This is a genomic window from Achromobacter sp. Root565 (genome assembly GCF_001427425.1).
GTDB lineage: Bacteria > Pseudomonadota > Gammaproteobacteria > Burkholderiales > Burkholderiaceae_B > Achromobacter > Achromobacter spanius_D.
Window position 1 is genome coordinate 2,743,813 of sequence record NZ_LMGO01000001.1, and the last position, 25,617, is coordinate 2,769,429.

Sequence of the window (25,617 nt, forward strand, 5' to 3'; positions counted from 1 at the left end):
CTTGGTCAATCTATGGCCATGAAACCCATTGATTGGCCCTCGCTCGAAGCCGCGCCCGAGTGGATAGACCTGTTTACCCGAAGCAAGGCCACGCCGCACTCCGCCGAAAGCGAGCCGCCGTTGCGCGCGGAGTTGTTCAGCGCCCTGCAGATGGAGCAGCACGGCCAGGCCTTGGCCGGCGCGCATCTGGTGGGCACATCGCGACCGCCGGACACTTTGCTGCCGCGGTTGACTGAAAACCAGAAGTTGCTGGCCCAGGCCTGCGCGCTGCTGATGGAGTCCATGCGGCAGAACCGCCGGATCACGCCGGCCGACGAATGGCTGCTGGACAATTTCTACCTGATCGAAGAGCAGATCCGGCTGGCCAAGCGGCACTTGCCCAAGGGCTACAGCCGCAGTCTGCCAAAACTGGACGCGGGCCCCTCCAAAGGGCTGCCGCGGGTGTACGACATTGCGTTGGAGATGATTTCCCATAGCGACGCGCGGATCGATGCCACGGGCATCCAGGCGTTCGTGGCCGCCTATCAATCAATTGCGCCGCTGCAACTGGGGGAACTGTGGGCGGTTCCCATCATGATTCGCCTGGCCCTGATCGAGAACCTGCGCCGCGTCGCCATCCGCCTAGCGTACGCGAACATGAACCGCGGGCTGGCGGACACGTGGGCCGACACCATGCGCAAATCTGCCGAGGAGGATCCCACCGGTCTGATACTTGTCATCGCGAACATGGCGCGATCGAATCCCCCCATAGACGGTTCGTTCGTTGCGGAACTGGCCAGACGGCTCCAAGGGCACGGCCCGGCGCTGGCGCTGCCCCTGACGTGGTTCGAACAGCGGCTTGCCCAGTCAAACCTGACCATTGAACAAATGGTCCTCGCCGAGAACCAGCAGCAGGCCGCCGACCAGGTGTCGATCAGCAACAGCATCGGCAGCCTGCGCACTTTGTCGAAGACGAACTGGAACGACTTCGTGGAAGCCGTCAGCATCGTGGACCGGACCCTGAGCCAGGATCCCGCCAACGTCTACCGGAGCATGGACTTTCCCACCCGAGACCACTACCGCCATCGAGTGGAGCGGATGGCGCGCAATTCTGACCATGCCGAAACCGAGATCGCCGCCATGGCGATCGACCTGGCCGCCGCAGCGGCGGCCGACCCGACCCCTGGCGTCGATCCGCGTCGCGGGCACGTGGGCTTCTACCTGATCGACCAGGGCCAGGACGAGCTGGCAAAACAGGCCAAGGTTAGATCCAGCATGGCGGAAAGGCTGGCCCGCATCTCCCCCCGCGCCGCGCTGCGCCTGTATGCGGGCGCCATCATCCTCCTGACGGGCGCGGTCAGCGCGCTGCTGCTGGCGATGGCCCATGGGGCGGGAGCCGGCCCCTGGGCCATGGCGTGCTTCGCCTTGCTGTCCGTGGTGGCCGCCAGCCATCTCGCCGTGGCGATCGTCAACTGGTCCTTGACATGGCTGGTGCGCCCCCAGCGTCTGCCGCGCATGGATTACGCCAAGCGAATCCCCGACGATGCCCGCTGCCTGGTCGCCGTCCCCACGATGCTGATCGACCTGGATGACGCGGACACGCTCGCCGAAGCGCTGGAGATCCGCTTCCTGGCGAATCCCGGGGACAACCTGAGCTTCTGCCTGCTGACGGATTTCGCGGACGCCGCCTCGGAGCATCTGCCGTCGGACGCCCTGCTGCTGGAGCGCGCCAAGGCGCAGGTCCAGGCCCTGAACAAGAAATATCGGACGCTGGGACGCAGCCCGTTCTACCTCTGCCACCGCCCCCGCCGCTGGAACGAACAGGAACGGATCTGGATGGCCTACGAAAGAAAAAGAGGAAAGCTGGCCGATCTGAACGGCCTGCTTCGCGGCCAGGGCGCTGACGCATTTTCCTGCGTGGTGGGCGACTTGGCGGCGCTCGCCGGCACCAGGTACGTCATCACGCTGGACACCGACACCGACTTGCCTCGGGAAACCGCCTGGAAGCTGGTTGGCGCGATGGCCCATCCGCTCAATCAGGCGCAGTTCGACCCAGCGACGCGTCGGGTAACGCGCGGCTACGGCATCCTGCAGCCCCGGGTGACGGTAAGCCTGAACGACCTGTCGGCGTCGCCGTATGCACGCCTCAATGGTGGCGATCCGGGCATCGATCCCTATACCAACACAGTCTCGGACGTTTACCAGGACATCTTCAAAGAGGGGTCCTTCATCGGCAAGGGCATCTACGACGTGGACGCCTTCGATGCGGCATTGAAGGACTGCTTCCCGGACAACCGGATCCTGAGCCACGACCTGCTGGAAGGCTGCTATGCACGCTCGGGCCTGCTAAGCGACGTCCAGCTATTCGAAGGGCAGCCCGCCCGCTACGTCGCGGACGTCAGCCGCCGGCACCGTTGGATACGGGGAGACTGGCAGTTGCTGGGCTGGCTGTTCGGCCGCGCGCCCGCAGCCCCGGGCGCGGAACGCGGACCGCCCCTGCCTGCGCTGGCGCGCGCGAAGATCCTGGACAATCTGCGCCGCAGCTTGGTCCCGGCCAGTCTTGTGCTTTTGCTGGCGCTGGGCTGGATGCTGTTGCCGACCCCGTACCTGTGGACCGTCGCCTGCGTGATTATCCTGTTCCTGCCCGCCCTGTTCGCCTCCGCCTTGAGCGGGGTAAGGAAAGAAGAAGACGTCGAGCTGTCACGGCATCTGGTCGGCTGGTTGGCGCCCACGCTGCAGCAATTCACGCGGGCGGCGTTTTCCTTGACCAGTCTGGCTCACGAAGCCTTGTACAGCCTGGACGCGGTCATCAGGACGCTGTACCGGCTGATTTCGCGCCGGCGGTTGCTGGAATGGAAGGCGTCAAGCATCACCAACCAGGACAGCGGGACGCGTTCCGGTCCGTTCCTGCTTTCCGTCTGGGGCTCGCCCGTGCTCGCCGCCGCCATCGGCGCAGGTGTGATGCTGCTGAACCCATCGGCCTGGGTGGCTTCCTTGCCGGTGCTGGCACTATGGGTGGCGATGCCTGCCATCGCGTGGCGCTTGAGCCGCCCGCCGGTGCTTGCCCGGATCGACTTGTCTCTCGACCAAAACCAGTTCCTGAGAATGCTGGCGCGCAAGACCTGGTCATTCTTCGACGGCCACGGCGGCGCGGAAGACAACTGGCTGATACCCGACAACATCCAGGACCAGCCGTCCCCGGCCATCGCCCACCGCACCTCGCCCACCAACCTGGGGCTGGCGCTGCTGGCCAACCTGGCCGCTTACGACTTCGGTTACCTGCAGGCGGGCCGTCTGCTGGAAAAGACGCAGGCGTCGCTGGGCACCATGGCGACGCTAGAGCGCTATCTGGGCCACTTCTACAACTGGTACGACACTGTCACGCTGAAGCCGCTCGCCCCGCTCTACATTTCGACAGTGGACAGCGGCAACCTTGCCGGCCACCTGCTCACCTTGCGCCCCGGCCTGCTGGAACTGGCGCATGCGTCCATCCTGCATCCCCGAACATTCGAGGGTTGCGCCGACGCATTCGCGGTCTTGCGGGAAGCCGTCCCGACCGACGATTCGCCCGAATTGGAGGCGCTGGCCGACGCACTGGCGTCCGCCACCCTGGCAGGTCCCGCGACATTGGGGCAAGCCAGGCAACATCTCGACCGGCTATGCCAACTGGCCGCCGGCCTGACCGCACGCTACGCGGCGCCGGAATTCGCGCAGGCGCTGTGGCACGGCGAGGCGTTGTTGCGCCAATGCGAGGCCGCGCGCGATGAGCTGGCTCTGCTTGCGCCCTGGCGAGCCTCGCCCGCCGGCGTCGGATGGGGAGACATGCCCGAATTGAACGCCGTGCCGACCTTGCAGCAGGTCGCGGGTCAGGCCACGGGATTGCTGCCCGCCTTGCGCGCGCGGCTGTCGCTGCCGGAGACTTCCTCCGACGAGCGGGCATGGCTGCTGGAGACCGAGCTTTCCGTGGTCGTGGCGAGCGAGCGGGCCCGCGAACGCCTCGCCTTGATTGCCCTGCTGGCCGACACGCTGGCCGAGATGGCGGTGGCCGATTACGGGTTCCTGTACGACAAGGGCAGCCGCCTGCTGGCCATCGGCTACAACCTGACCGAGCGCAGGCGCGACGAGGGCCTGTACGACCTGCTGGCCTCCGAGGCCCGCCTTTGCAGCTTCGTGGCAATCGCGCAAGGCCAGCTCCCGCAGGAAACGTGGTTTGCCCTGGGCAGGCAGCTCAGCAGCGCCGCGGGCGGCACCGTGCTGTTGTCGTGGAGCGGCTCGATGTTCGAATACCTGATGCCGCGGCTCGTCATGCCGTCCTACGCGCATACTCTGCTGGAGCAGACCTGCAAGTCGGCCGTTCGCGCCCAGATCGAGTACGGCGACAAGCTCGGCATTCCCTGGGGCATGTCCGAAAGCGCGTACAACCTGTTCGACATCGGCATGAATTACCAGTATCGGGCGTTCGGCGTGCCGGGCCTCGGTCTGAAGCGGGGGCTTGCGGATGACGTGGTGGTGGCTCCGTACGCATCCATTCTGGCGCTGATGGTGTCACCCGACGAGGCGTGCAGGAACCTGCAGCGCCTGGCCAAGGAGAACCTGCTGGGTCGCTACGGGTTCTACGAGGCCATCGACTACACGCCGCGCCGCCTGCCGCCGGGCAAGACCGGCGCCATCATTTATGCCTACATGGCGCACCACCAGGGAATGGGGTTCCTATCGATCGCAAGCGTGCTGCTGGGACGCACGATGCAGGCGCGCTTTGAAGCCGATCCGTCCTTCCAGGCCACTCTGCTCCTGCTGCAGGAGCGGATCCCTCGCGCGGCGGCGGCCCACACCAAGGCCGTGGAACTATCGGTCATCCGCAGCACCGCGTCGGGACTGCCAGAGGCATCGGTGCGCGTGTTGGATACCGCCGACACCGCCATTCCCGAAGTGCAGCTCCTGTCCAACGGACGCTATCACGTCATGGTCACCAACAGCGGCGCGGGCTCGAGCCGTTGGAGAGACCTGGCCGTGACCCGCTGGCGCGAAGACGGTACCTGCGACAACTGGGGCACGTTCTGCTACCTAAAGGACAAGGACAGCGGCGCCATTTGGTCCACGTCGCACCAGCCTACCCTGACGCGGCCGAACCACTACGAAGTCATCTTCTCCGAGGGACGGGCCGAATTCCGCCGCACCGACCATCAGATCGACACGCACACCGAAATCGTCGTGTCGCCGGAAGACGATATCGAGCTGCGGCGCTGCCACCTGACGAACCGGAGCCGCGAACGGCGGACCATAGAAATCACCTGCTATGCCGAGATCGTCATCGCGCCGCCCATGGCGGACGAACTGCATCCGGCGTTCAGCAATCTCTTTGTGCAGACCGAGATCGTTCCGTCCGAACGCGCCATCCTGTGCTCGCGCCGGGGCCGCAGCCCGGCGGACAATCCGCCGAGAATGTTCCAGCTTCTGGCGATCCATGGCGGCAATCCCGGTACGGCGTCCTATGAAACCGACCGGTCCATCTTCCTGGGCCGAGGCCGCTCGGCGGCTGATCCCCAGGCGCTGGAGGGCGACGCGCCGTTGACGAACAGCCAGGGGTCGGTGCTGGACCCGATCTCCGCGATTCGCTGCGAGATCACCCTGGAGGCGGAGGAATCCGCGGTGATCGATCTGGTGCAGGGCGTGGGCGACAGCCGCAGCGCCTGCATGAACCTGATCAGCAAATACCGGGATCGCCACCTGGCCGACCGGGCCCTGGAACTGGCGTGGACGCACGCGCAGGTACTCGTGCGCCAATTGAACGCCACCGAGGCGGATGCCCAGCTCTATGCGCGGCTTGCCAACGCCATCGTCTACCAGAACCCGGCCATGCGCGCGGAGGCGGCGACGCTGCTGAAGAATCGCCGGGGACAATCGGGTCTGTGGGGATACGCCATCTCGGGCGACCTGCCCATCGTGCTGCTCCGGATCAAGGATCCGGCAAACTTCGAGCTGGTTCGCCAACTGGTCCAGGCGCATGCCTACTGGCGGCAGAAGGGCGTGGCGGTGGATCTGGTGATCTGGAACGAGGACACGGGCAGCTACCGCCAGGCGCTTCAGGACCGCATGATGGGTCTGATCTCCGCGGGCGTGGAGGCGCACATCATCGACCGCCCGGGCGGTATCTTTGTGCGCCCCGGCGACCAGATATCGGAAGAGGACCGCACGCTGCTGCTGGCGGTGTCGCGCATATCGCTCAGCGACGCGCTGGGTACGCTGGCGAACCAGGTGAACCGCCTGGGCCTGCCGGAGATCCGCACTCCGCCCATGGTGATCTCGACGCCGCCCCTGCCGCCTGCCGCGCAAGCGGCCGCCGCGCAGGAGCAGTCCGAGCTACTACATCACAACGGGCTGGGCGGTTTCACGCCCGACGGAGAGGAATACGTGATCACCACAAGCCGGGGCCAGCGCACGCCGGCGCCCTGGGTGAACGTCATTGCCAATGCCGGCTTCGGCACGGTCGTGTCCGAAAGCGGACAGGCCTATAGCTGGAGCGATAACGCCCACGAGTACCGCCTCACTCCCTGGCACAACGACGCGGTTAGCGACGCCTGCGGAGAAGCCTTCTACCTGCGCGACGAGATCAGCGGCCACTGCTGGTCCCCTGCGCCCTATCCGGCGGGCGGCGAGTCCGCCTACGTCACGCGCCACGGCTTTGGCTACACAGTGTTCGAACACTGGGAAGACGGCATCGAATCTGAACTGTGCGTCCATGTCGCCCAGGATGCGCCGGTGAAGTTCTACGCGTTGACGCTGCGCAACCGGTCGGGGCGGCGCCGTCGCCTGTCGGCAACCGGCTACGTGGAATGGGTGCTTGGCGACCTGCGCGCAAAGACCTCCATGCACGTCACGACCGAGATCGATCCCGACACCGGTTCACTGCTGGCACGCAACAGTTTCAATACGGATTTTGCCAGGCACATCGCGTGGTTCGACACCAGCAGCGCGAGCCGGACCATGACCGGCGACCGCAAGGAGTTCATCGGCAGGAACGGCACCCTGCGCCACCCGCAAGCGTTGCGCCGCAGCCGGCTCTCGGGCAGGACGGGCGCGGGACTCGATCCCTGCGCGGCCATCCAAGTCCCCGCCACGCTGGAGGACGGTCAGGACGTGCGAATCCTCTTTCACCTCGGCGCGTCGGCGCAGGGTATCGAACAAGTCAGGCAACTGGTGCGCCACTACAGCGAGCCGGGCGCGGCCGGAAGCGAACTCCAGGCGGTCAGGCGGTATTGGCGGGACACGCTGGGTGTCGTGCGCATCGACACCCCGGACGCGGCCGTGAATACGCTGGCCAATGGCTGGCTGCTCTACCAGACGTTGGCCTGCAGGCTGTGGGCGCGCAGCGGACACTACCAGTCGGGTGGCGCCTACGGCTTTCGCGACCAACTGCAAGACGTCATGGCGCTGGTGCTCGCCCGCCCTGCCCTGGCACGCGATCACCTGCTGCGCTGCGCGGCCCAGCAGTTCGTGCAGGGGGACGTGCAGCATTGGTGGCATCCGCCCACGAACCGCGGCGTGCGCACGCGCTGCTCGGATGACTACCTGTGGCTGCCGTTTGCCACCTGCCACTATGTGAAGGTGACGGGGGACACAGGCGTGCTGGCTGAAGAAGTGGGCTTCATTGAGGGCCGCCTGCTTAACCCCGGCGAGTCTTCCAACTACGACCACCCCATTGCGTCCAGGGAGTCCGCAAGCCTGTACGCGCACTGCGCCCTTGCCTTGTCGCACGCCTTGAGCGCCGGCGGCGCGCATGGCTTGCCGCTGATCGGCTCCTGCGACTGGAACGACGGCATGGACAAAGTCGGAGAAGCCGGACGCGGCGAAAGCGTCTGGCTCGGCTTCTTCCTTTACGACACGCTGACGCGGTTCGCGCCAGTGGCCCGTGCGCAGGAAGACCTGGCGTTCGCCGCGCACTGCGAATCGGAAGCCGCCCGGCTGCGCTTGTGTCTTGAAGCGTCCGGCTGGGACGGCGGGTGGTACAGGCGGGCCTATTTCGACGACGGCAGCCCCTTGGGGTCCGCCGAGAATCCGGAATGCCAGATCGACGCCATCTCCCAAAGCTGGGCCGTGCTGTCGGACGCCGCCCGGGAGGACCGCGCCCGCCTGGCCATGCAGGCCGTGGACGACCGGCTCATCGACAACGCCCGCGGACTGATACGACTGCTGGATCCGCCTTTTGATTCCTCTGGCCTGAATCCCGGCTACATCCGAGGCTATGTGCCTGGCGTGCGCGAGAACGGCGGCCAGTACACCCACGCCGCCATCTGGACCGCCATGGCATTCTGCGGCCTTGGCGAAGATGCGCGAATCGGTGACCTGCTGACGATGCTAAACCCCATCAGCCATTCCGACTCCCCCGCAAAAGCTGCCGTCTACAAGGTGGAGCCTTATGTCATGGCCGCCGATATCTACACCACGCCCGGGCAGCGAGGCCGTGGCGGCTGGACCTGGTACACCGGCTCATCGGGCCTGATGTACCGCCTGATCCTGGAATCGGTGCTGGGGATGCGCCGGCGCGGCGTATCCATGAGCTTTCACCCCTGCCTGCCCGCAGACTGGAACGCCTTCAAGCTGCACTACCGGCACGGGGCTACGGTGTACTCCGTGACCGCCCTGCGCGGACAGTCCGAGAATGGCGCGGGGTACGTGACGCTTGATGGAGTGCTGCAGAAATCGGGTGAAATCCCCTTGCTGGACGACGGAAGGGATCGCGAGGTCATGATCGTGTTACAGGCGTGATCTCCCCGCCGTCGCACCGTAGAGCGCACCAATAGATACCTATTAGTGTGTTGTGGAAGATGCCACGTGCCTGCCTGGATACCGTGAGGCGTTCAAAACGGTTGATGGCTCAATCACTTGGGAATGGCCGCTCTATTCCGGGACATGTCGCGCGCGCAAAACGACAGGCCGCTTAGGGCTCCAATCCCGCCACCGGCAAAGCGAACAGCACGATCCCCGGATTCGCCACGACAAACCCCGTGCCCGCCAGGAAGATCACAGGCGACAGCGCGCGCGCCATGTCCGCGCTACCTTGCGAATCTTGCACCGTAATGCGATACGACTGGTCCAGCGCCGTCTCCGTGGATCCGCCCGCCTGCGCCGCACCCGGCGTCGCCGGCCGGGCAAGATAGCGTTTGCCCTTGAGGTGGTGGGTGTAATAGACCATCCCTTCCTTTGTGGTCTGAAAGTGCATGGCCAGCGCCTGCTCCCGATCACGCGGCGTCGCGTTGTCCTTCAGTTGCAAGCGCACGTAGCCCCACGTGAAGCCGTCGGCCCCGACATAAAAGTCACGCGGAATCCCTGCGGTCAGGCGGGTGCGAAAGTCAGCTTTCATCGCCTGCGCCATCGCGGGCGGCATGTCGAACAGATAGTGATACTGCGGGCCCAGCACCGCAAACGTCTTGCCGTCCGACGACACCATCAAAGTGGAGACGTTTTCGGTGTAGGTCTTGGTCGACGCGCAGCCCGCCATCAGGAGGGCAAGCGCGGAGAGAAGCAGCGTGGTCAGAAAGCGTTGCATGGATCCATTGGTGCGTGTATTACCCGAGCACTACACGAACCAGCGCAACGTGTAGGCGTTGTACCCATCGCGTCAGATTGTAGACGCCAAAATCAAGCTGTTTTGCGCATTGCGCTCACCTGCGCGCTGACAGGCGAACAAGGTAAGAAATGGGACGAATGATTCGATGACTTCCATAGTCTGGCTCCGCTCGCCGGCAGACTGGCGCGAGGCGGTATAAATCCGTCACCGCGTTCATCACGATGTTCAAGAAGGCGCTGGGGAAGTATGCCTGTCCCGAGGCAAGAAAAACAGCACCAACAACGAGCATGCTCCGGCGCAAAGGAACGCGATATCGTACCTGCCGCTGATCGCCACCGTCGCCGCGAAAGCAGCCGGCGCCACGATGTTCACCAAACTGACCAATATCGAGGCGCCCGCAGCAGTTTCCGCGATTTGGTGGGCCGGCGAGCGCCGGGCAACCTCCGCAATTTGCACACCGTTCCAACTTGCCGCGGAACAGCCAGCGACAAAGGCTAGAACCATGAGAGACCACAGCGGCCATTGCGCAGTGGTAAATCCCAAGAGAATTGTCGTGCCTGCAGAGAACAGGGCAGCAATCGACAGGCTTCCCGTGGCCGAACCCAAGCGGTCCGAGAGCCAACCCAACGCAATTCTGCCGACGACCCCGCCTACCTGCATCACGGCAAATATCGCACCCGCCAAGCTCAAGGAAAAGCCCAGCCTGTCCACCAGGTAAACCACGGTGAATGCGAACCAGCAGCTTTGGGATACGGCAAACAGGCTGCCCACAATCGACATCTTCAACAAGCCGGGATTGTTTCCTAGCGACGCCAACGGCACGCTGAGCATGCGTAACGAGTGCAGCGTAGGAACGATGGATGTCCGCCGCCTCTTCGCCGAACCTCTCACATCCAAGATCTCGCTCAATCGCCAGGTCAGCGCGGTTGGTACCAATACAATCACCGCACAGACAATGAGGGCCAAACGCCAACCGATAAGGGCGATCACTACGGGAATGCACAGCCCCGCGATCATTCCGCCCAGAGGAACACCCGCCTGCTTGACCGAGAACATGAGATTGCGCATCTCCGGCGGCGAGAATCTCTGCAGCACCTCACTGCCCGCCGGGTTCGCAGCCCCGTTGCTCATACCCATGGCAAAGCAGGCCACCAGGGCTACGGCCATGCTCGGGTAATAGAAAAGTCCCATGCTTGCCGTTCCCAAGACCAGCGCAAGCTGCAGACTGCGCGTTCCTCCAATTTGCCTAAGCATGGACGAGCCGACAACGAGAATCATCAGGCCGCCTAAAGCGTTGCTCGCAGTCAGGTAACCGATGGAACTACCGCTCCATCCGAACTCTTCGGACATTGCAGTGGCAACGATCGGGATGAGGCGTGAAAGAAACGCGGAGACAGTCTGTAGCGTAAAAATGGCGACTACAGGCATGACCCATGCGGTGGAAGAGCTCTTCATGGCGGCGGGACCCAAGATGGTGACGAGGGTGATCCCTCGTTAAAGCCAGGCGAAATGATACCTACTGCGCGGCGTCTGATTCGCCCACGGGACCGTCGCCCGTGACTATCTGCATGTTCAGGGCGACCTCAAAGCCCGCCCCCGGCCGAGATGGGCCGGGCCTGGTCGTCGAACTTGGCGATCGCGGAATCGTTCGCAAACCAAGGTCGAGCCCGGAAGCCCACCGAAGCACCAAGATAAGGCTGCGTGGCAGGCTTCGCGATAATTGGCGAGACTCGAGAAATCCATCATTGATTTCGTCTTAAATCTGTGTAGCCTTTCGAAGTAGCAACCAAGCCGCACCGCTTTGCCAGATCGCTAGCCAGCGCCTATTGCGTCTTCCGGGATGCTCGCTGGTTTGCCCGTCCGCATGTCACTCGTACGTATTTCCTTAAATACCAGAGGGCGAAAATGGTTGAACCCCAAACCCTGGCGGAGCGGAAAACGGTAGGCCGGCAGGCGCGGCGCCGAGCGAAGCGATCTCAACATGCGCAGATCGGCAACACGGCGCGTGATCCCATCGAGCTTCTGAAAGCCAATAGTGCTGGCCGCGTCGAGGCACTGATTCCATTGCGTTATGGGCGCATGGCGGTGTCGCCGTTCACCTTCTTTCGAGGCAGCGCGATCCTCCAGGCCCACGACCTTGCGGGGACTGTCGATTCCGGCATCGTCTTTCCGATCTGCGGTGACGCCCATCTGATGAACTTCGGTGGCTTTGCAACACCGGAACGACAACTTGTCTTCGATCTGAATGACTTCGACGAAGCCGCAACGGGTCCATGGGAGTGGGACGTAAAGCGCCTTGCGGCGAGCTTGGCGATCGCCGGTCAACATGCGGGCGCTAAAAAAGGCACGATCAGCGACTTCATACACACGGCCGTCCTCGAATACGCTGCGCGCATGCGCGAGTACTCCAGCTTCAGCGCCCTCGAAATGTGGCACGAAATCCTTTCGTTCGAACGGTTGCGGGACAGTGCAGCAACGGACGAGGGGCGCAAACTCATCGACAAGACGATTGCAAAGGCCGGAACCCGTACCCACGACAGCGTATTGAGCAAAATGGCCGTGCAGCGCGACGGCGCCTGGACAATTCAAGATGCCCCGCCCGCCTTGTTCCATCCGGCGGGCCCGGCCTCGTTGCTCGGCCCCGCCAGCAACTGGACCGATACACATGCCTGGCGAGGCAAGCTGGCCAATGCATTCGAGGCTTATACCGAGACGCTATCTGCCGACCAGCGCACCTTGCTACGGCACTACACGCTGAACGACATCGCCTTCAAGGTCGTCGGTGTAGGCAGCGTGGGAACTTTCTGCCTGGTGATGCTGTTCATCGATGGGCATGGGAAACCCTTGTTCCTGCAAGTCAAGGAAGCGCGCAATTCGGTGATCGCCGACTACTACCCCGCGTCAGGGGAGAAGCACCAGGGCGAGCGCGTGGTGGTCGGACAGCGGCTGCTGCAAGGCGCAAGTGATGCCTTTCTTGGCTGGACGTCCGGGCCTGCTGGCCGGAACTTCTATTTCCGGCAGTTGCGTGACATGAAGGTATCGGCGGAGATCGAGCGTATGAGCAATACCTTGCTCCTGGGCTATTCCCGCTTTTGTGGCTGGGCGATGGCGCGAGCCCACGCCAAAGCCGGCGGGAAGGCCGTTGAGATTTCTGCCTATCTGGGGCGTGGAGAGGGCTTTTCCGACGCGCTGAACAAATACGCATTGGCTTACGCCGATCAGAATGAAGCGGACTATACGGCCTTCATTCGTGCGTGCCGCTCTGGAAAGCTGGAAGCCCGAAGCGACGAAGACATGGCAGCGGATTTCCGCATTTGAAGTCTTCTTTCAGACGCCCTACCCGCAGGCACGCATTTCGGCTATCGCTCAGCGTATCGGGAAGTACATACCAGCCAAGGTTCCATTCGCGCCGCAATAAGGCGGACCCGATGCACCCGCGCCGGGCGGCTGCTCCTCGACGACCAGCCCATCACCCTGGCGCTTCAGGTTCAGAACCCAACCCTTGGTGTCGACGCTCTTGACCTGCAGGCGCTCGCCCTTGGCCTTGCCGGAGGCTTCCACGTTGCACGACCAGCTTCCGGTGCGAGGCTGGTCGGCCGAACCTTCATACAGGATGTCGCCGTCGGGCTTCTTCCAGAGCGTGATCTCGCCCGAGATGTTGCGCCATCTGCCGGTAAAGCCCTTGCGTTCGCCCAAGTCCAGCGAGGCGAGGAACGCGTCTCGGTGTTTCATGCGGGTCGCGATTTCCTCAACGGGCTTGTTTTTGTCGAACGGCTTCTCGAAGGCGTCGTCGCGCACCTTGGTGAAATCGCGTTGGTCGCGCAACAACGCTTCGGCCGTAGCGGAGTCCAGGGATTTGCGCGCTTCGTTGTAGCGCTTGGCGATGCTTGCATCGAGCGCCGCGAGTTGCGGATTGGCGCAGATGGCTTTTTCTGCTCCCGTGCGTGCCTTGGCGCAGTCAAACGAAGGCGAGACCTCCGTCGCCGCCGCGGCGGACAGGGAAAGTGCGCACAGCACAGCGGCGCAGGCGGCGGGGAGTATCGTTTTGGTCAGCATGGTGTCGTGGATGATAGCGAGAATTTGCCCTGCCCGTCATCACTTCCCACAAGCGGAAAACGCTCATCGAGCCATCCCGTGATACCGCCGCGCATCACCTTCACCGGCCGCCCCAACTGAGCAAGCCGTATTGCGCCCCGTGTCGCGCCATTGCAATGCGGACCCGCGCAGTACGTCACGAAATCGTGTCCATCGGATAGCTCGCCAACTTCGACTCGACTCCAGGAGCCTCATTCTGACGTCGCACCGCGATTCGGATAAGTGGCGTAAATGCCATTAACCGGTAACATCACGCCACGCACAAACATCTCGTCGTCGCGCTGGCCTATGACCGGCTGTGTACTTTCGAATTCGGCTGCGTGACCGAGCTGTTTGCGCTCGAGCGTCCGGAGCTTGGCGTCGATTGGTATCGCTTTGCAGTCTGCGCAAGCGAGCCCGGCCCGCTGCGTGCGGCAGGGGGCATCACGGTTGCCGCGCCCTACACCCTCAAGCTGCTCGATCAGGCGGACACGATCGTGGTCCCCGGCTGGCGCGATGCGGACGAAATGCCGCCATCGCCGTTGCTGAAGAAGCTCCGCAAGGCGTACGAGCGGGGCGCGAGGCTCTGCTCGATTTGTTCCGGTGTGTTCGTGCTGGCGGCGGCGGGGGTGCTCGACGGTAAAACTGTCACCACCCACTGGCGATACGCCGCAAAGCTGCAGCAACGCTACCCGCAAGTGCGGGTCGAGCCGAATGCGCTGTATGTCGATGAAGGACAGATCATCACGTCGGCAGGCTCGGCAGCCGGTCTGGACATGTTGCTTCACCTCGTGCGACGCGATTACGGGGGAGCCGTGGCAAACCGGGTCGCGCAGCGGCTCGTGGTGGCGCCGCATCGGGAGGGTGGTCAGGCGCAATTCGTGCCGCGCCCCATGCCGCATGACGAAAGCGGGCGCGTGGCCAAGCTGATGGACTGGATGCGCCGACATCCCGCTTTGCCGCACACCTTGCGCTCACTGGCAGAGCACGCCGCCATGAGCCCGCGCACGCTGCAACGGCAGTTTCATGACGCGACGGGCATGGCGCCGTATGAATGGCTTGTCCGGGAACGGGTGGCGGCCGCCCGGGACATGCTCGAAGCCAAAACGCCCTTGCCGATTGGCCGCATTGCCGAACTGGCCGGGTTCGGCTCGGAAGAGTCCATGCGCAGGCACTTCCGGCGCATCGTACTGACGAGTCCGACCGCTTACCGGGACAAGTTCGGCAACGGCTTGTAGGCGCTTTCGGGAAGACCGCTCAACTCTTGGCAGCCGTCTGCCCTACCAGCGGATCGTATACGGCCTGTCCCCCAGCCCCCACACGCCGTCTTTCCGTTCCAGCATGATGTGCCGGGTTTCCCACTCGTCCGGCTGATCCTTCGAGGGAAAGCCGCTTATCTGAGGATAGAACGCGGGATCCGCCGCCCAATCCGCGGTGGCGCGATCCAGCCGCCACTCGAACTTCACCGCCGACACCGCGTTGGGGTTTTCGTCGAACGGATTCTTGCCCGGCTTGGTGTAGTTAAGAATCTTGCCGACCTGCAGGCCAGGGGCGCAGAACTTCGCGGTGTAGAGCAGTTTGGAACCGAAGAGGGCTTGGCCGTCGGTATAGTACGCGCGGCCCTTCTCGGTCAGCGCCATGCGGCTGGTGGCGTCGTCGGGATCCTCATCCGGTTTTGGAGGTGAACCGTCGCCATCGGCGCTGACGCGCTTGACCGTGATGAGTTCGTGCTTGATCAGCGCTTGCACGATTTTGTCCTGCTCTTGCAGAAAGACCGTGTAGACATCGGTCGGCAAGGGCCGCACACCCACCACGTTGACGCAGGCGCTGCCTGGCGCATTGGTGGGCGTCGCCATGGCGTCGACCAGGATGTTGTGTATCTTGCTTTCGGTCAGGCCTGGGCCCAGCGGGGATTCCTTCCAGGCATAAAACCCCACGGCTGCGACGATCGCCAGACCCAAGGCCCAGACCTTGCGCGGAATTCGGCGGCGTCTGGGCGTGCGCGACTGCTGATTCATTCCCTTCCTTGCGGCTGGTGGTCTCGCGATAGTAACGCGGGACGCCGGGGGCTTGCAGCGCGCCCGGCCGCGTCCCGCGGGTGGAGCCATTCCGCCGTCAGGGCTCGTACTTCGAGATCTTCGTGCCCTCGAGCGATACGCCTGCCATCAGGCCTCCGTTGTTCATCACGAAGCCAACAATCGGCTGCTTCGCGGTGTTCGTGTCGATGCGTCCGTTAGCGCCAATATTGACGATCGCCACCGTGGCATCGGCCCCAACGGTCCAGCCGCTGCTGTTGCGAAACTTGTTTAAGGCGTCATCCGTCATGAACAGCAGGACCATCGCCTTCGATTGCGCGCCCGCTTGAAAGCCGATCGACCCGGACGTCGTGCGGTAGTAGCCTACCGCCGACTGCCCCACGCGCAGCACACCTTTTCCATGCTCGGCGCCGACAATGAAACTTCCGCTGAGCACATCCGGGAAAATCAGCACGCCCCTGGCACGAGCGACCAGTTCCCTGGACGACGGCGCGGCTTCGTAAAGCTTGGACAGGGTCGCGTTGGCCGCGTTGTTCAACGCTTCCCGCGTATCGGTTTTCGGCGCGGCGGACGGCTTGGACGGCGGCGTCGTGGTACAGCCGCCAAAAACAAGGCCAGCCGCAACGATGGTGAAGAGGGCCATACCTGTCCGGCAGACGGCAGAATATTTATGAGACATGACGTTCTCCTTTTGTGGTGTTTCGCACGGGAAACTAGGCAAGACATGAAGAAAGCAAGGGGAAAACCGGCGCCGGGAAGGACGCGCGGGCCACGCGATCGCTACGGTATGACCATGCGCGTTCAGGGTGCGACCTGATAGCCGCGCTGCTGCATGCAAGCGGCATAGGCCGACGATGCGTTCGTAGTCTGCTGCGCCTGGTCCGCGCGATCCTGACGCCGGTCCTGGCGTTGGCGCGACCCGCCCACCACCATGCCCGCTGCGGCGGCGTCCTTCGCCTGGTTCTGTCGGTACGCCTGCTTGGTGTCGTCATCCATGCGGTCATACACCTCTTCGTGCTGGCGGCCACGCGCGCCCGCGACGGCAGCGCCCGCTGCGGCACCGGCTGCGGCGCCGCGGGCTCGTCCGCCGGCCGACGGCGTGTCGGCGCCCGCCGCGCTCGTCGTGTTGGCCGACTGCGCCTGGCACGCGGCGATGTCCTGCTGGGTCAGTTCGGGAGTCTGACCTTTGAGCGGCGTAACGGTCTGGGCGGTCGTTGACAGGCAGACGCCTGAGAGCACGATCGCCATACAAGGGAAAATCGACTTGTTCATGAGAATCTCCAGGTCCACATCGCCCGGGTCGCCAGCGCTCATGTCCCGTTTGGCGGACACCAGCACCAGCCCGGCTTTCAGGCTTCCAAAGATGGAAAGCTCCGTGTCATGCAGTTCAGGGGTACAAGTTCGAACAGCCGTAGACGAGCAGCGTGTTTCGCGGGCCCAGCGCGAAGCACGAAACCAACTCAAACGGGAAAAGGCGGGGTAGATGAGACGTATCGCGGATATTCATTGCGGCCTCCGATGCATAAGACAACGGTCAATGAAGATGCCTCTTGCGCAGCTCCTAAAGAGCGGCAAGTGCCGAATTGCGATTCGTCACATGGGACTTGTTCTGGTCAGGCGCCAGGCGCAGCGCACCATGATTGATGCGACAACTACCCCTTGCGGGTGATCGTCCCAATAGTCTCAAAGATGCTGATTCTGCAGATGAATATACTGCGCCGAATAAAAAACGACACCATCGTTTTTACAGTGACGGAAGACGCCTCGGCCGGTTGGTGGTCGCCTTGCGGCTGGCGGTCGGGCGATAGTGGGGCTGCCGCACGGCAGCCCCGGTTTCAATGCCGGATCTCCGCCAGAAACTTCTGCGCCCGGGCAGTCTGCGGCCGGTTGAAGAACTCGTCTGGCGTTCCGGTTTCCACGATCCGCCCGGCGTCCATGAACCACACGCGATCCGCGACTTCCCGGGCGAAACCCATCTCGTGCGTGACGCACACCATGGTCATGCCGTCTTTGGCCAGGCCCTTCATGACCTGCAGCACTTCGCCGACCATTTCCGGATCCAGCGCGCTGGTCGGCTCGTCGAACAGCATGACGGGCGGGCTCATGGCCAGCGCGCGGGCAATGGCCACGCGCTGCTGCTGACCGCCGGACAATTGCGCGGGGAAGGCGTCCGCCTTGTGGGCAAGCCCCACCCGTTCCAACAGTTGCATGGCGCGCTCGCGGGCTTCGGGGCGGCGGGCGCGCTTGAGCTGCAGCGGCGCCAGCATCAGGTTGTCCATCACGGACAGATGCGGAAAGAGATTGAACTGCTGGAACACAAAGCCGATATGGCTGCGCAGCGCGTCCAAGTGCACGTCCTTGCCGTAAATGTCCTTGCCGTCGACTTCAATGACGCCCTTCTGGATGGGCTCCAGCCGGTTGACGGTGCGGATCAGCGTGGATTTACCCGAGCCGGACGGCCCGCACACCACGACGACCTCGCCTTTGCCGACCTGCGCCGTCACGTCGGCCAGGGCCTGATATTCGCCATACCACTTCTGCACTTCGGAAAATCGGATCATGTCGGCACCACTTTCTGGGTAGGCGCAAGTCCGGCGCGCCGTCGGCCAATACGGCGTTCGGTCAGGTGCACCAGGGAACTCAGGCCAAAATTCAGGACGAAATAGGTCAGCGCAAGCAGCCCGAACACTTCGAACGGCTTGGTCAGCAACACGCTGTTGATCTGGTTGGCGGCGTAGGTCAGCTCCTGCACGCTGATCACATAGGCCAGCGAGGTTTCCTTCACCGTGGAGACAAACTGGCTCAGCATGCTGGGCAGCATGTTGTAGAGCGCCTGCGGCAGGATGACGCGACGCATGGTCTGCATGTAGGACAGGCCCAGCGCCCGGCTGGCTTCCTGCTGCCCTGGCGGCAACGCCTGGATGCCGGCGCGGATGATTTCGGCCAGATAGGCGCTTTCGTAGCAGACCAGCGCCACCACCATCGTGGTTGTGCCGGCGACGGGGCGGCCGATGATGATGGGCACGAAGAAGTAGGCCCAGAAGATGAACATCAGCAGCGGCAGGCCGCGAACCAGGTAGACCACGGCCGACGAGGGCCAGTAGAAAATCCGGTAGGGGCTGATGCGCCCCAGCGCCAGCAGCACGCCGCAGGGTAGCGCCAGGGCGAGGCTGATGGCAGCCAGACCCAGGGTGGCGGCCAGTCCGCCGATCGGACCATGCGGATACTGGCCGATCAGAAGCAGCAGCCAATTGTCTTTGAGGATGTCCCACATGGTCAGCGCACTCCCAGCGGACGGTAGCGTCGTTGCAGGATCGCGCCGCCGCCCATGATCAGGAACGAGAGCACGAGATAGATGGCCGTCACCGCCGCATAGGCCTCGAACGTGCGAAACGTGTTGTTCTCGATCTCGCGCCCGGCCGCCGTCAGCTCGGTGACGCCGATGGCCATCGCCAGGCTGGTGTTCTTGAGCAGCAGCAAGGTCTGGTTGAGCAACGGCGGGATCGCAATGCGGAAGGCCTGCGGAAGCACCACCTTGCGCATGGTCTTCAGGAAACTCAGGCCCAAAGCCCGCGCGGCCTCGACCTGCCCGGGCGGGATACCGCGCACCGCGCTGCGCAGATCTTCACAGACGTAGGCCGACATCACCAGCCCGATAGCGATGCAGGAAAGGATGAATTCGCTGCCATGACTGTTGAGCCAGTCCGTGACAGGGGCCGGCAGCAGCGCGGGGACGCCGAAATACCAGAACATGATGTGCACCAGCATGGGCACGTTGCGGTGGAACGCGACATACGTCGCGATCAAACCATTGGCAACGGGCGAGCCCGTCAGGCGGATCACCGCCAGCAGGCTGCCCACGAAGAACGCCAGAATCCAGGAAAGCCCGGCCAGCGCCAAGGTGGTGATGAACCCCCTGAGCAGCCAGTCCGGGTACTCGCCTTGAAAAATGGCGCCGAAGTCGAAGATGTAATGCATCGAACCAGGCTCCAGCGCGCGCGGCGCATCAACCCTTGATGGCTTCGATATGGAAGTCGCGCTTGATGTTGAACTGGGTGCCGGTGCCGAACCACTTATCGAAGGTCTTGGCGGCCTGTCCGGAAGCTTCCATACCGTCCAGCACCTTGTTCACCTGATTCAGCATCGCCGTGTCGCCCTTGCGCACGCCGACGCCCCACGGTTCGATGAACAGCGCGGGCTCCAGGATCTTGACCGGCACGGCGCTCGAGGCGGCCTGGTTCTGCAGCTTGACCAGCATCAGTTCCGAACCGACGAAGCCGCTCACCTTGCCCTGCTGCAACGCCAGGAACGCGCCGCTGGGATCCTTGAAAGTGACGGGTTCGACGTTCGGGATGTTCTTGCGCGCGCCCTGCTCCGACGACGATCCGCGCACGGCGCTGACCCGCTTGCCGGCGAGATCGGCGGGCGCTTTCAGATCCTTGTCCGATTCGCGCGACAGGATCTTCTGCGGGCTGACGAAATGCTGGTGCGAGTAATCGATCTGCTTGGCGCGCTCCGGCGTCCAGCCCAGATTGGCTGCCACCACGTCAACGCGGCCGGCGATCAGTTCGGGGATACGCGCTTCGACGGCGATCAGCTTGAGCTCGAGCGGCACGCCCAGGCTGTCGGCCAGCGCCTGGCACACGTCGACTTCATAGCCGACGATGCCGCGGGTCTTCGGATCCTGGAAGCTGAACGGCTCGGCCGTGCCCATGGTGCCGCAGATGAATTTGCCGCGTGCCTTGATGTCCTGAAGCGTGTCGGCATTGGCAGCGGGAGCAAGCGTCGCGGCCAGGCCAACGATGGCGACGAAGGAGGAGATGAACGTCTTCATGGAATTCCCTTGATATGTAGGTATGGATGCTGCAAAAAAGCCGGTGTCAGGCCAGCCGCGCGCACGCGTCGCTGATCCGGCGGCAACCCTCTTCGATGTTTTCCATCGACGTCGCGAAGCTCAGCCGCAGATACGGCGACAAGCCGTACGCCGTGCCGTCCAGGCAGGCCACGCCAGCCTCGTCCAGCAGGTACATCACAACGTCGAGATCGCTGCCCAGCTTGTGGCCGGCAGGCGTGGTCTTTCCCATCAAGCCTTCGACTGAGGGATAGACGTAGAACGCGCCCTCCGGCACCGGGCAACGGATGCCAGGCACCGCGTTCAGCAGCGCCACGATGCGGTCGCGCCGATCATGGAACAACGCGTTGGCGTCATGAACGCACTGCTGATCGGCGGTCAGCGCGACGCGCGCGGCCGATTGGCTGATCGCGCTGACGCAGCTCGTGCTTTGCGAGATCAGCGTGGCCATGGCCTTGATCAGCGCCTTCGGGCCGCCCGCGTAACCCAGACGCCAGCCCGTCATCGCGTAGGCTTTCGAGACGCCGTTGATGGTCAGCGTGCGCGCGGCCAGCTCCGGTACCACTGCCGCGGGCGACACATGCCGCGCGCCGCCATAGGACAGGTGTTCGTAGATCTCGTCGGTCAGAAGCCAAACATGCGGATGCCGTGCCAGCACCTGCGCCAACGCGCGCAACTCGTCCGCGCTGTACATGGCGCCGGTGGGGTTGCTGGGCGTGTTCAGCAAGACCCACTTCGTGCGCGGCGTGATGGCGCGCTCCAAGGCGGCCGGGGTCAGCTTGAAGCCGTCCGACTCGGGGCAGATCACCACGACCGGCGTGCCGTCATTGACCAGGACCATGTCGGGATAGGAGACCCAGTACGGCGCCGGAATGATCACCTCGTCGCCGGCCTGCACGGTGGCGGCCAGCGCGGTGAAGATCAGCTGCTTGGCGCCCACGCCGATGATGAGTTCGTCCGTGCCGTACTCCAGGCCGTTCTCGCGCTGAAATTTGGCGCGCACGGCGTCAAGCAGCGGCTTGGCGCCGACAGAAGCCGTATAGCGGATATCGCCGCTGTTGAGCGCGTCTATGCCTGCCTGGACAATATGGCCCGGCGTGGGCAGGTCGGGCTCGCCCACCGTGAAGTCCACGATGTCGCGGCCCTGGGCGCGCAGTTGGTCGACCCGGCTCTTGGCCACCATGCTGGGCGACGGTTTGATGGCGCGGGTGCGTCCGGCCAGGAAATCCGCGGTTACGGCGCTCATGCGAGCCCCCGCGCGGCAAACGCAGCCTGCATCCAGCTCTGGCTTTTCTCGCCGGTGGCGATTTCCGCCATGATGCGCGCTTCCTTGTCGGCATGCGCACGGGCGGCGGCGATCAGGGCCTCGGCGTCCGACGCCGCGAAGCTGACCAGCCCGTCCTCGTCGCCCACCAGGATGTCCCCCGGGTTGACGACTTGCCCGCCGATCGAGACCGGGACGTTGACCTCGCCGGGGCCGTCCTTGTAGGGGCCGCGGTGGATGTGGCCGCGCGCATAGCAAGGGAAGCTGTCGGCTTCGAAGGCAGCAACGTCACGGATCGCGCCGTCCACCACGACGCCCGCGCAGCCATGGATCTGCAGATAGCGCTTCATGATTTCGCCGAGCACGGCATTGGACAGATCGCCGCCGGCGTCCACCACCAGTACGTGGCCCGGCTGGATCTGCATCATGGCCTTGTAGATCAGCAGGTTGTCGCCGGGGCGGGTCTTGACCGTCAACGCGGTGCCGACCAGCTTGCCGCTTCCGTTGTAGCGGCGCAGTCCGCAGATGCCTTCGCGGCGTGCAAGGTTGTCGCTGAGGTGCGGGGTGACGATGCCTGCAAGCGCTTCGCGTATGGAAGCGGGCGCAACGGGAGGTGCGGGCAATTGGCGCGCGCCGGTGGAAATGGAAGCCATGTCGGTCTGCTTGTCCTAAGTCGAAGGACGCTCCGTATTTCGCGCTGTCGCTAGCGAGGCGGGGCGGCCGGTAATGAATCAGACCGAATGGTGCGAGCTTTTGCGATTCCGAAAAAGGGATTAAATTTCAGCGAACTTCATCACTTCTTAGAATATAGGGGTTACCCCCTATCGGAACTTTCGGAATGAACCTCATGCCCTGCTGCACGCCCGCATGCTGACTTTCAAACAGATCGAAGCGCTTTACTGGACCGTGCGGCTGGGGACTTTTTCTGCCTCGGCGCAGAAGCTGCACACCACGCAATCGGCCATCACCAAGCGCATCCAGGAACTCGAAGCCGACTTCGACATCGCCCTCTTCGACCGGTCAGGCCACCGGGCCGAGCTGACGGCGCGGGGGCATGAGATCTACGCCTTGGCCGAGCAGATGCTGGGTCACCGCGACCGCTTGCTGGCTCGCCTGAAGGGCCAGCACACGCTGACGGGCACCTTCCGGTTTGGCATCACCGAGATCACCGCGATGACGTGGCTGCCCGCCCTCATCCGTCTGCTGCGCGTGCACTATCCGCGCATCACGCTGGAACCGCACATCGACCTGGGCGCCGATCTGCTCAAGCGTCTGCAGGCCGGGCAGCTGGACATGGCCTTTCTTCACGGTGAGTTCGCCGAACCGAATTTGCAGGTCGTCGCGCTGCAGCGCCTGGAATTTGCCTGGATGGGCAGTCCCGACCTGATCGACGCCAGCCGCATCTACACGCCGGCCGAAATTGCCCGGCTGCCGCTGCTGCGCCAGAGCCGCGAGTCCGGGCTGAACATGATCTACGACGGCTGGCTGCGCCCGCACACGGCGGCGAGCAACATCTTCACGATCAACAGTCTCATCGCGATGGCCGGTTTGACCGCCGCCGGGTTCGGCGTGAGCTGCCTGCCACGCGACTACTTCGCGGACATGGTCAGCGCGCGGCAACTCGTCATCGCGCGCACCACGGTCGCGCCGCCTCAGTCGGTGTACAGCGCGATGTTCCGCCGGGATGCGGATGTGGCGTTTTGCGAGAGCGTGGCGGAATTGGCGGAAAGCTGCTGCGAGTTTTCAACGGGCTGGCGTTTGCGTTAAGGCGGGAAAATGGCCGCATGCGCGGCCGCTTCAACCGGGGTCGCGCTGGATCAATCGACCTTTGCGCCCGACTGCCGCACCAGCTCCGCCGCCGCCGGCATCTGCTCTTTCACGAACGCCCAGAACTCGTCCGGCGTATTCGGTTTCCCGGGAAACGCGCCCTGCTCGACGAACTGCTTCTGCATCTCGGGCTTGGCGATTGCCTTGTTCAAGGCCGCATTCAACGTTTCCAGCACCGGCTTCGGCGTGCCCGCCGGGGCGACAAGACCGTACCAGTTATCCGTGTAGAGCTTCGTGCCCTCTTCTTCAAAGGTCGGAACATCCGGCATGGCGGGATGGCGCTCCCTTGCCGCCACGGCCACTGCGCGCAGCTTGCCGCTTCGCACGTACGGAACAGGCCCTGTCGTAATGGCAAAGTCCATGCGGCCGGCCATCAGGTCGACCAGCATCGGGCCGGAACCCTTGAACGGAATATGCGTGATATCGAGGCCGGTGAGCTTGATGAACTGGGCCGCGGCCAGATGCTGGGACGAGCCCGAGCCGCCGGATCCATAGTTCAGCTTTCCAGGCTGCGCCTTGGCCGCCGCGATGATGTCCGGGACCGATTTGAACGGCGAGTCATTCGGGACCAGCAGCGTGCCCGGGGATGTGTTGATCTGGCCGATTGGCGCGAAGTCCTCGATCGGCCGGTAGGGCAGCTTGGAGAACAGCGCGGAATTGAAACCATGGGACGCGGAGGTGGCGAGCATGATCGTGTAGCCGTCGGGCTTGGCTTCGGCGACGAGCTTGGACGCAATGTTGCTGCCCGCGCCCGGGCGGTTGTCAACGATGACCGCCTGCTTCAATGTCGCCGCCATTTCGGCGGCGACAAGCCTGGCAAGCACGTCCGCGGATCCTCCCGCGGCCCAGCCCACTATCAGGGTGATGGGGCGCTCCGGAAAGGCGCCTTGGGCGAGGACGGGAAGGTGCGCACCCGCCAGACTCGCAAGGGCGAGGCAGAGCAGGCGGCGCCGGGTGGCGGCCGAGGTCTTCATGGTGTGTCTCCTGGTGTTTTTCTGGGGTGGTAAGAATCGTGGCGCTATGGCGATCTTCCATCGACGACGATGACGTCCGGGGGCAGCGGCTGGCCTTGGAGCGCAGCCACCACGCACTGCGCGGCGCGTCTGTTGGCGCGCGCCAGTCCTTCACGGCTCGAGCCGCCGGTGTGCTGCGTGCAAATGACATTCGGCAGCGCCAGCAACTCGCGGGTGACCGCCTCAAGCGACGCGTCACGTTCCGATCCGATGACATCGAGCCCCGCGCCAGCAAGCCTTCCGCGCCGTAGCGCCGCCAACAATGCCCCATCGTCGACCAGTTCGCCGCGTGCGGTGTTGATGAGTATCGCGTCGGCCTTCATGCGGACCAGGGCGTGCTCGTTGATCAGGTGCCGGGTGGAATCGGTCAGCGGGGCGTGCAGGCTGATGAAGTCGCTGTTTGTCAGGACAGTATCCAGCGTAGCCAGTTGCACGCCGTGCAGGTCCGCTTCATCTTGACGCAGGTAGGGGTCATGCGCGATGACGCGCACGTCGAACCCTGCCAGCCTGCGTGCCACCAGCCGCGCGATACGCCCCATGCCGATCAATCCGACCGTCTTTCCCGACAGCTCCGTCCCCACGAGAACGCCCTTCTCGCCGGACTGCATGCGCCGGTGCGACTCGACGTAGCGTCGACCCACGGCGAGCATCAATCCGACAGCGTGGTCGGCCACGGTCGCTTCATTGCTGCCGGGTGTGATGGTCAGTAGCCTGCGGTGCGCCTTCACGGCGGCGGCATCGATCGTGTCGTACCCAACGCCCCGCCGCGCCAGCACTTGCAGTTTGGGGTAGCGCGCCAGGAGGTCCGACGAAACCGGGGGGATTCCCATGATCCAGGCGCGGCAACGTGCGAGCGCATCGTGCATATCGCCCGTGATCACCGAATCGACCGCGTCAGGCGCAATGCCGCCCGTAAGCACTTGCAGACCCGCATTGCGCAGGATGTCCGCCGCCTTGTCATCAAAGAAGCGCGCGGTCACGAGAACACAGGTTGTTGGAATCAC

General features: G+C 63.9%; 17 protein-coding genes and 2 pseudogenes. 4 read left to right on the top strand and 15 right to left on the bottom strand.

Annotation, left to right across the window (positions count from 1 at the left end; translation table 11 throughout):
- Nucleotides 1–18: 18 nt before the first annotated feature.
- The gene (locus ASD71_RS12280; protein ID WP_056566822.1) at nucleotides 19–8,745 is read left to right on the top strand and encodes a GH36-type glycosyl hydrolase domain-containing protein; all 8,727 of its coding nucleotides are present in this window, start codon (nucleotides 19–21) and stop codon (nucleotides 8,743–8,745) included.
- 172 nt (nucleotides 8,746–8,917) lie between these two features.
- On the opposite strand, the gene ASD71_RS12285 is transcribed toward ASD71_RS12280, so the two are convergent.
- Nucleotides 8,918–9,526 carry a hypothetical protein gene (locus ASD71_RS12285; protein ID WP_056563910.1) on the bottom strand — a complete coding sequence of 203 codons (609 nt, stop codon included), beginning with the start codon at nucleotides 9,524–9,526 and terminating at the stop codon, nucleotides 8,918–8,920.
- A 246-nt stretch (nucleotides 9,527–9,772) separates the two neighbouring features.
- Nucleotides 9,773–11,002, bottom strand: coding sequence for an MFS transporter (locus ASD71_RS12290; RefSeq protein WP_056563913.1), 1,230 nt, complete (start codon nucleotides 11,000–11,002; stop codon nucleotides 9,773–9,775).
- 450 nt (nucleotides 11,003–11,452) lie between these two features.
- Here ASD71_RS12290 and ASD71_RS12295 point away from each other — a divergent pair, with 450 nt between their 5' ends.
- Nucleotides 11,453–12,865: a DUF2252 domain-containing protein gene (locus ASD71_RS12295; RefSeq protein WP_056563917.1), complete on the top strand. Its 1,413-nt coding sequence runs from the start codon at nucleotides 11,453–11,455 to the stop codon at nucleotides 12,863–12,865.
- Nucleotides 12,866–12,913: 48 nt separating this feature from the next.
- On the opposite strand, the gene ASD71_RS12300 is transcribed toward ASD71_RS12295, so the two are convergent.
- Together ASD71_RS12300 and ASD71_RS28385 are read right to left on the bottom strand one after the other, a co-directional pair.
- A complete protein-coding gene (locus ASD71_RS12300; RefSeq protein WP_056563919.1) occupies nucleotides 12,914–13,603 on the bottom strand; it encodes a lysozyme inhibitor LprI family protein in 690 nt (229 codons plus the stop codon).
- Nucleotides 13,597–13,823 (bottom strand): annotated as a pseudogene (locus ASD71_RS28385) (rhodanese-like domain-containing protein); the annotation flags it as partial. The pseudogene ASD71_RS28385 and the gene ASD71_RS12300, both read right to left, overlap by 7 nt.
- 79 nt (nucleotides 13,824–13,902) lie before the next feature.
- Between ASD71_RS28385 and ftrA the strand changes: the two are divergent.
- A pseudogene (gene ftrA / locus ASD71_RS12305) lies at nucleotides 13,903–14,859 on the top strand (transcriptional regulator FtrA); the annotation flags it as partial.
- 42 nt (nucleotides 14,860–14,901) lie between these two features.
- On the opposite strand, the gene ASD71_RS12310 reads toward ftrA, so the two are convergent.
- The 9 genes from ASD71_RS12310 to ASD71_RS12350 all read right to left on the bottom strand — a co-directional run bounded on the left by ASD71_RS12310 (nucleotide 14,902) and on the right by ASD71_RS12350 (nucleotide 22,426).
- The gene (locus ASD71_RS12310; RefSeq protein ID WP_056563925.1) at nucleotides 14,902–15,639 is read right to left on the bottom strand and encodes a hypothetical protein; all 738 of its coding nucleotides are present in this window, start codon (nucleotides 15,637–15,639) and stop codon (nucleotides 14,902–14,904) included.
- A gap of 97 nt (nucleotides 15,640–15,736) precedes the next feature.
- Nucleotides 15,737–16,336: a YSC84-related protein gene (locus tag ASD71_RS12315; RefSeq protein ID WP_056563928.1), complete on the bottom strand. Its 600-nt coding sequence runs from the start codon at nucleotides 16,334–16,336 to the stop codon at nucleotides 15,737–15,739.
- A 122-nt stretch (nucleotides 16,337–16,458) separates the two neighbouring features.
- Complete coding sequence (locus ASD71_RS12320; RefSeq protein WP_056566826.1) at nucleotides 16,459–16,929, bottom strand: YMGG-like glycine zipper-containing protein; 471 nt, start codon at nucleotides 16,927–16,929, stop codon at nucleotides 16,459–16,461.
- A gap of 563 nt (nucleotides 16,930–17,492) precedes the next feature.
- Nucleotides 17,493–18,218, bottom strand: coding sequence for an amino acid ABC transporter ATP-binding protein (locus ASD71_RS12325; RefSeq protein ID WP_056563931.1), 726 nt, complete (start codon nucleotides 18,216–18,218; stop codon nucleotides 17,493–17,495).
- A complete protein-coding gene (locus ASD71_RS12330; RefSeq protein WP_056563934.1) occupies nucleotides 18,215–18,931 on the bottom strand; it encodes an amino acid ABC transporter permease in 717 nt (238 codons plus the stop codon). The genes ASD71_RS12325 and ASD71_RS12330 overlap by 4 nt, the downstream gene beginning before the upstream one ends.
- A gap of 2 nt (nucleotides 18,932–18,933) precedes the next feature.
- Nucleotides 18,934–19,635 carry an amino acid ABC transporter permease gene (locus tag ASD71_RS12335; RefSeq protein ID WP_056563936.1) on the bottom strand — a complete coding sequence of 234 codons (702 nt, stop codon included), beginning with the start codon at nucleotides 19,633–19,635 and terminating at the stop codon, nucleotides 18,934–18,936.
- A 28-nt stretch (nucleotides 19,636–19,663) separates the two neighbouring features.
- Nucleotides 19,664–20,491: an ABC transporter substrate-binding protein gene (locus ASD71_RS12340; protein ID WP_056563939.1), complete on the bottom strand. Its 828-nt coding sequence runs from the start codon at nucleotides 20,489–20,491 to the stop codon at nucleotides 19,664–19,666.
- Nucleotides 20,492–20,537: 46 nt separating this feature from the next.
- Complete coding sequence (locus ASD71_RS12345) at nucleotides 20,538–21,755, bottom strand: aminotransferase class I/II-fold pyridoxal phosphate-dependent enzyme (protein ID WP_056563941.1); 1,218 nt, start codon at nucleotides 21,753–21,755, stop codon at nucleotides 20,538–20,540.
- Nucleotides 21,752–22,426, bottom strand: a complete 675-nt coding sequence (locus ASD71_RS12350) for an RraA family protein (protein ID WP_056563944.1) — start codon at nucleotides 22,424–22,426, stop codon at nucleotides 21,752–21,754. Before ASD71_RS12350 ends, ASD71_RS12345 begins: the two co-directional genes overlap by 4 nt.
- A gap of 214 nt (nucleotides 22,427–22,640) precedes the next feature.
- Between ASD71_RS12350 and ASD71_RS12355 the strand changes: the two genes are divergently transcribed.
- Entirely contained in the window at nucleotides 22,641–23,540 is a 900-nt protein-coding gene (locus tag ASD71_RS12355) for a LysR family transcriptional regulator (RefSeq protein ID WP_056563946.1), read from the top strand.
- Nucleotides 23,541–23,590: 50 nt separating this feature from the next.
- On the opposite strand, the gene ASD71_RS12360 is transcribed toward ASD71_RS12355, so the two are convergent.
- Both ASD71_RS12360 and ASD71_RS12365 read right to left on the bottom strand, forming a co-directional pair.
- Nucleotides 23,591–24,574, bottom strand: a complete 984-nt coding sequence (locus tag ASD71_RS12360; RefSeq protein WP_056563949.1) for a tripartite tricarboxylate transporter substrate binding protein — start codon at nucleotides 24,572–24,574, stop codon at nucleotides 23,591–23,593.
- 44 nt (nucleotides 24,575–24,618) lie between these two features.
- Entirely contained in the window at nucleotides 24,619–25,617 is a 999-nt protein-coding gene (locus ASD71_RS12365; protein WP_056563952.1) for a phosphoglycerate dehydrogenase, read from the bottom strand.

Coding starts and splice junctions, on each gene's coding strand:
- ASD71_RS12350 (WP_056563944.1), bottom strand. CDS start 22,426: ATGGCTTCCATTTCCACCGGCGCGCGCCAATTGCCCGCACCTCCCGTT.
- ASD71_RS12360 (WP_056563949.1), bottom strand. CDS start 24,574: ATGAAGACCTCGGCCGCCACCCGGCGCCGCCTGCTCTGCCTCGCCCTT.
- ASD71_RS12300 (WP_056563919.1), bottom strand. CDS start 13,603: ATGCTGACCAAAACGATACTCCCCGCCGCCTGCGCCGCTGTGCTGTGC.
- ASD71_RS12320 (WP_056566826.1), bottom strand. CDS start 16,929: ATGAACAAGTCGATTTTCCCTTGTATGGCGATCGTGCTCTCAGGCGTC.
- ASD71_RS12345 (WP_056563941.1), bottom strand. CDS start 21,755: ATGAGCGCCGTAACCGCGGATTTCCTGGCCGGACGCACCCGCGCCATC.
- ASD71_RS12310 (WP_056563925.1), bottom strand. CDS start 15,639: ATGAATCAGCAGTCGCGCACGCCCAGACGCCGCCGAATTCCGCGCAAG.
- ASD71_RS12340 (WP_056563939.1), bottom strand. CDS start 20,491: ATGAAGACGTTCATCTCCTCCTTCGTCGCCATCGTTGGCCTGGCCGCG.
- ASD71_RS12325 (WP_056563931.1), bottom strand. CDS start 18,218: ATGATCCGATTTTCCGAAGTGCAGAAGTGGTATGGCGAATATCAGGCC.
- ASD71_RS12315 (WP_056563928.1), bottom strand. CDS start 16,336: ATGTCTCATAAATATTCTGCCGTCTGCCGGACAGGTATGGCCCTCTTC.
- ASD71_RS12280 (WP_056566822.1), top strand. CDS start 19: ATGAAACCCATTGATTGGCCCTCGCTCGAAGCCGCGCCCGAGTGGATA.
- ASD71_RS12355 (WP_056563946.1), top strand. CDS start 22,641: ATGCTGACTTTCAAACAGATCGAAGCGCTTTACTGGACCGTGCGGCTG.
- ASD71_RS12285 (WP_056563910.1), bottom strand. CDS start 9,526: ATGCAACGCTTTCTGACCACGCTGCTTCTCTCCGCGCTTGCCCTCCTG.
- ASD71_RS12330 (WP_056563934.1), bottom strand. CDS start 18,931: ATGTGGGACATCCTCAAAGACAATTGGCTGCTGCTTCTGATCGGCCAG.
- ASD71_RS12335 (WP_056563936.1), bottom strand. CDS start 19,635: ATGCATTACATCTTCGACTTCGGCGCCATTTTTCAAGGCGAGTACCCG.
- ASD71_RS12290 (WP_056563913.1), bottom strand. CDS start 11,002: ATGAAGAGCTCTTCCACCGCATGGGTCATGCCTGTAGTCGCCATTTTT.
- ASD71_RS12295 (WP_056563917.1), top strand. CDS start 11,453: ATGGTTGAACCCCAAACCCTGGCGGAGCGGAAAACGGTAGGCCGGCAG.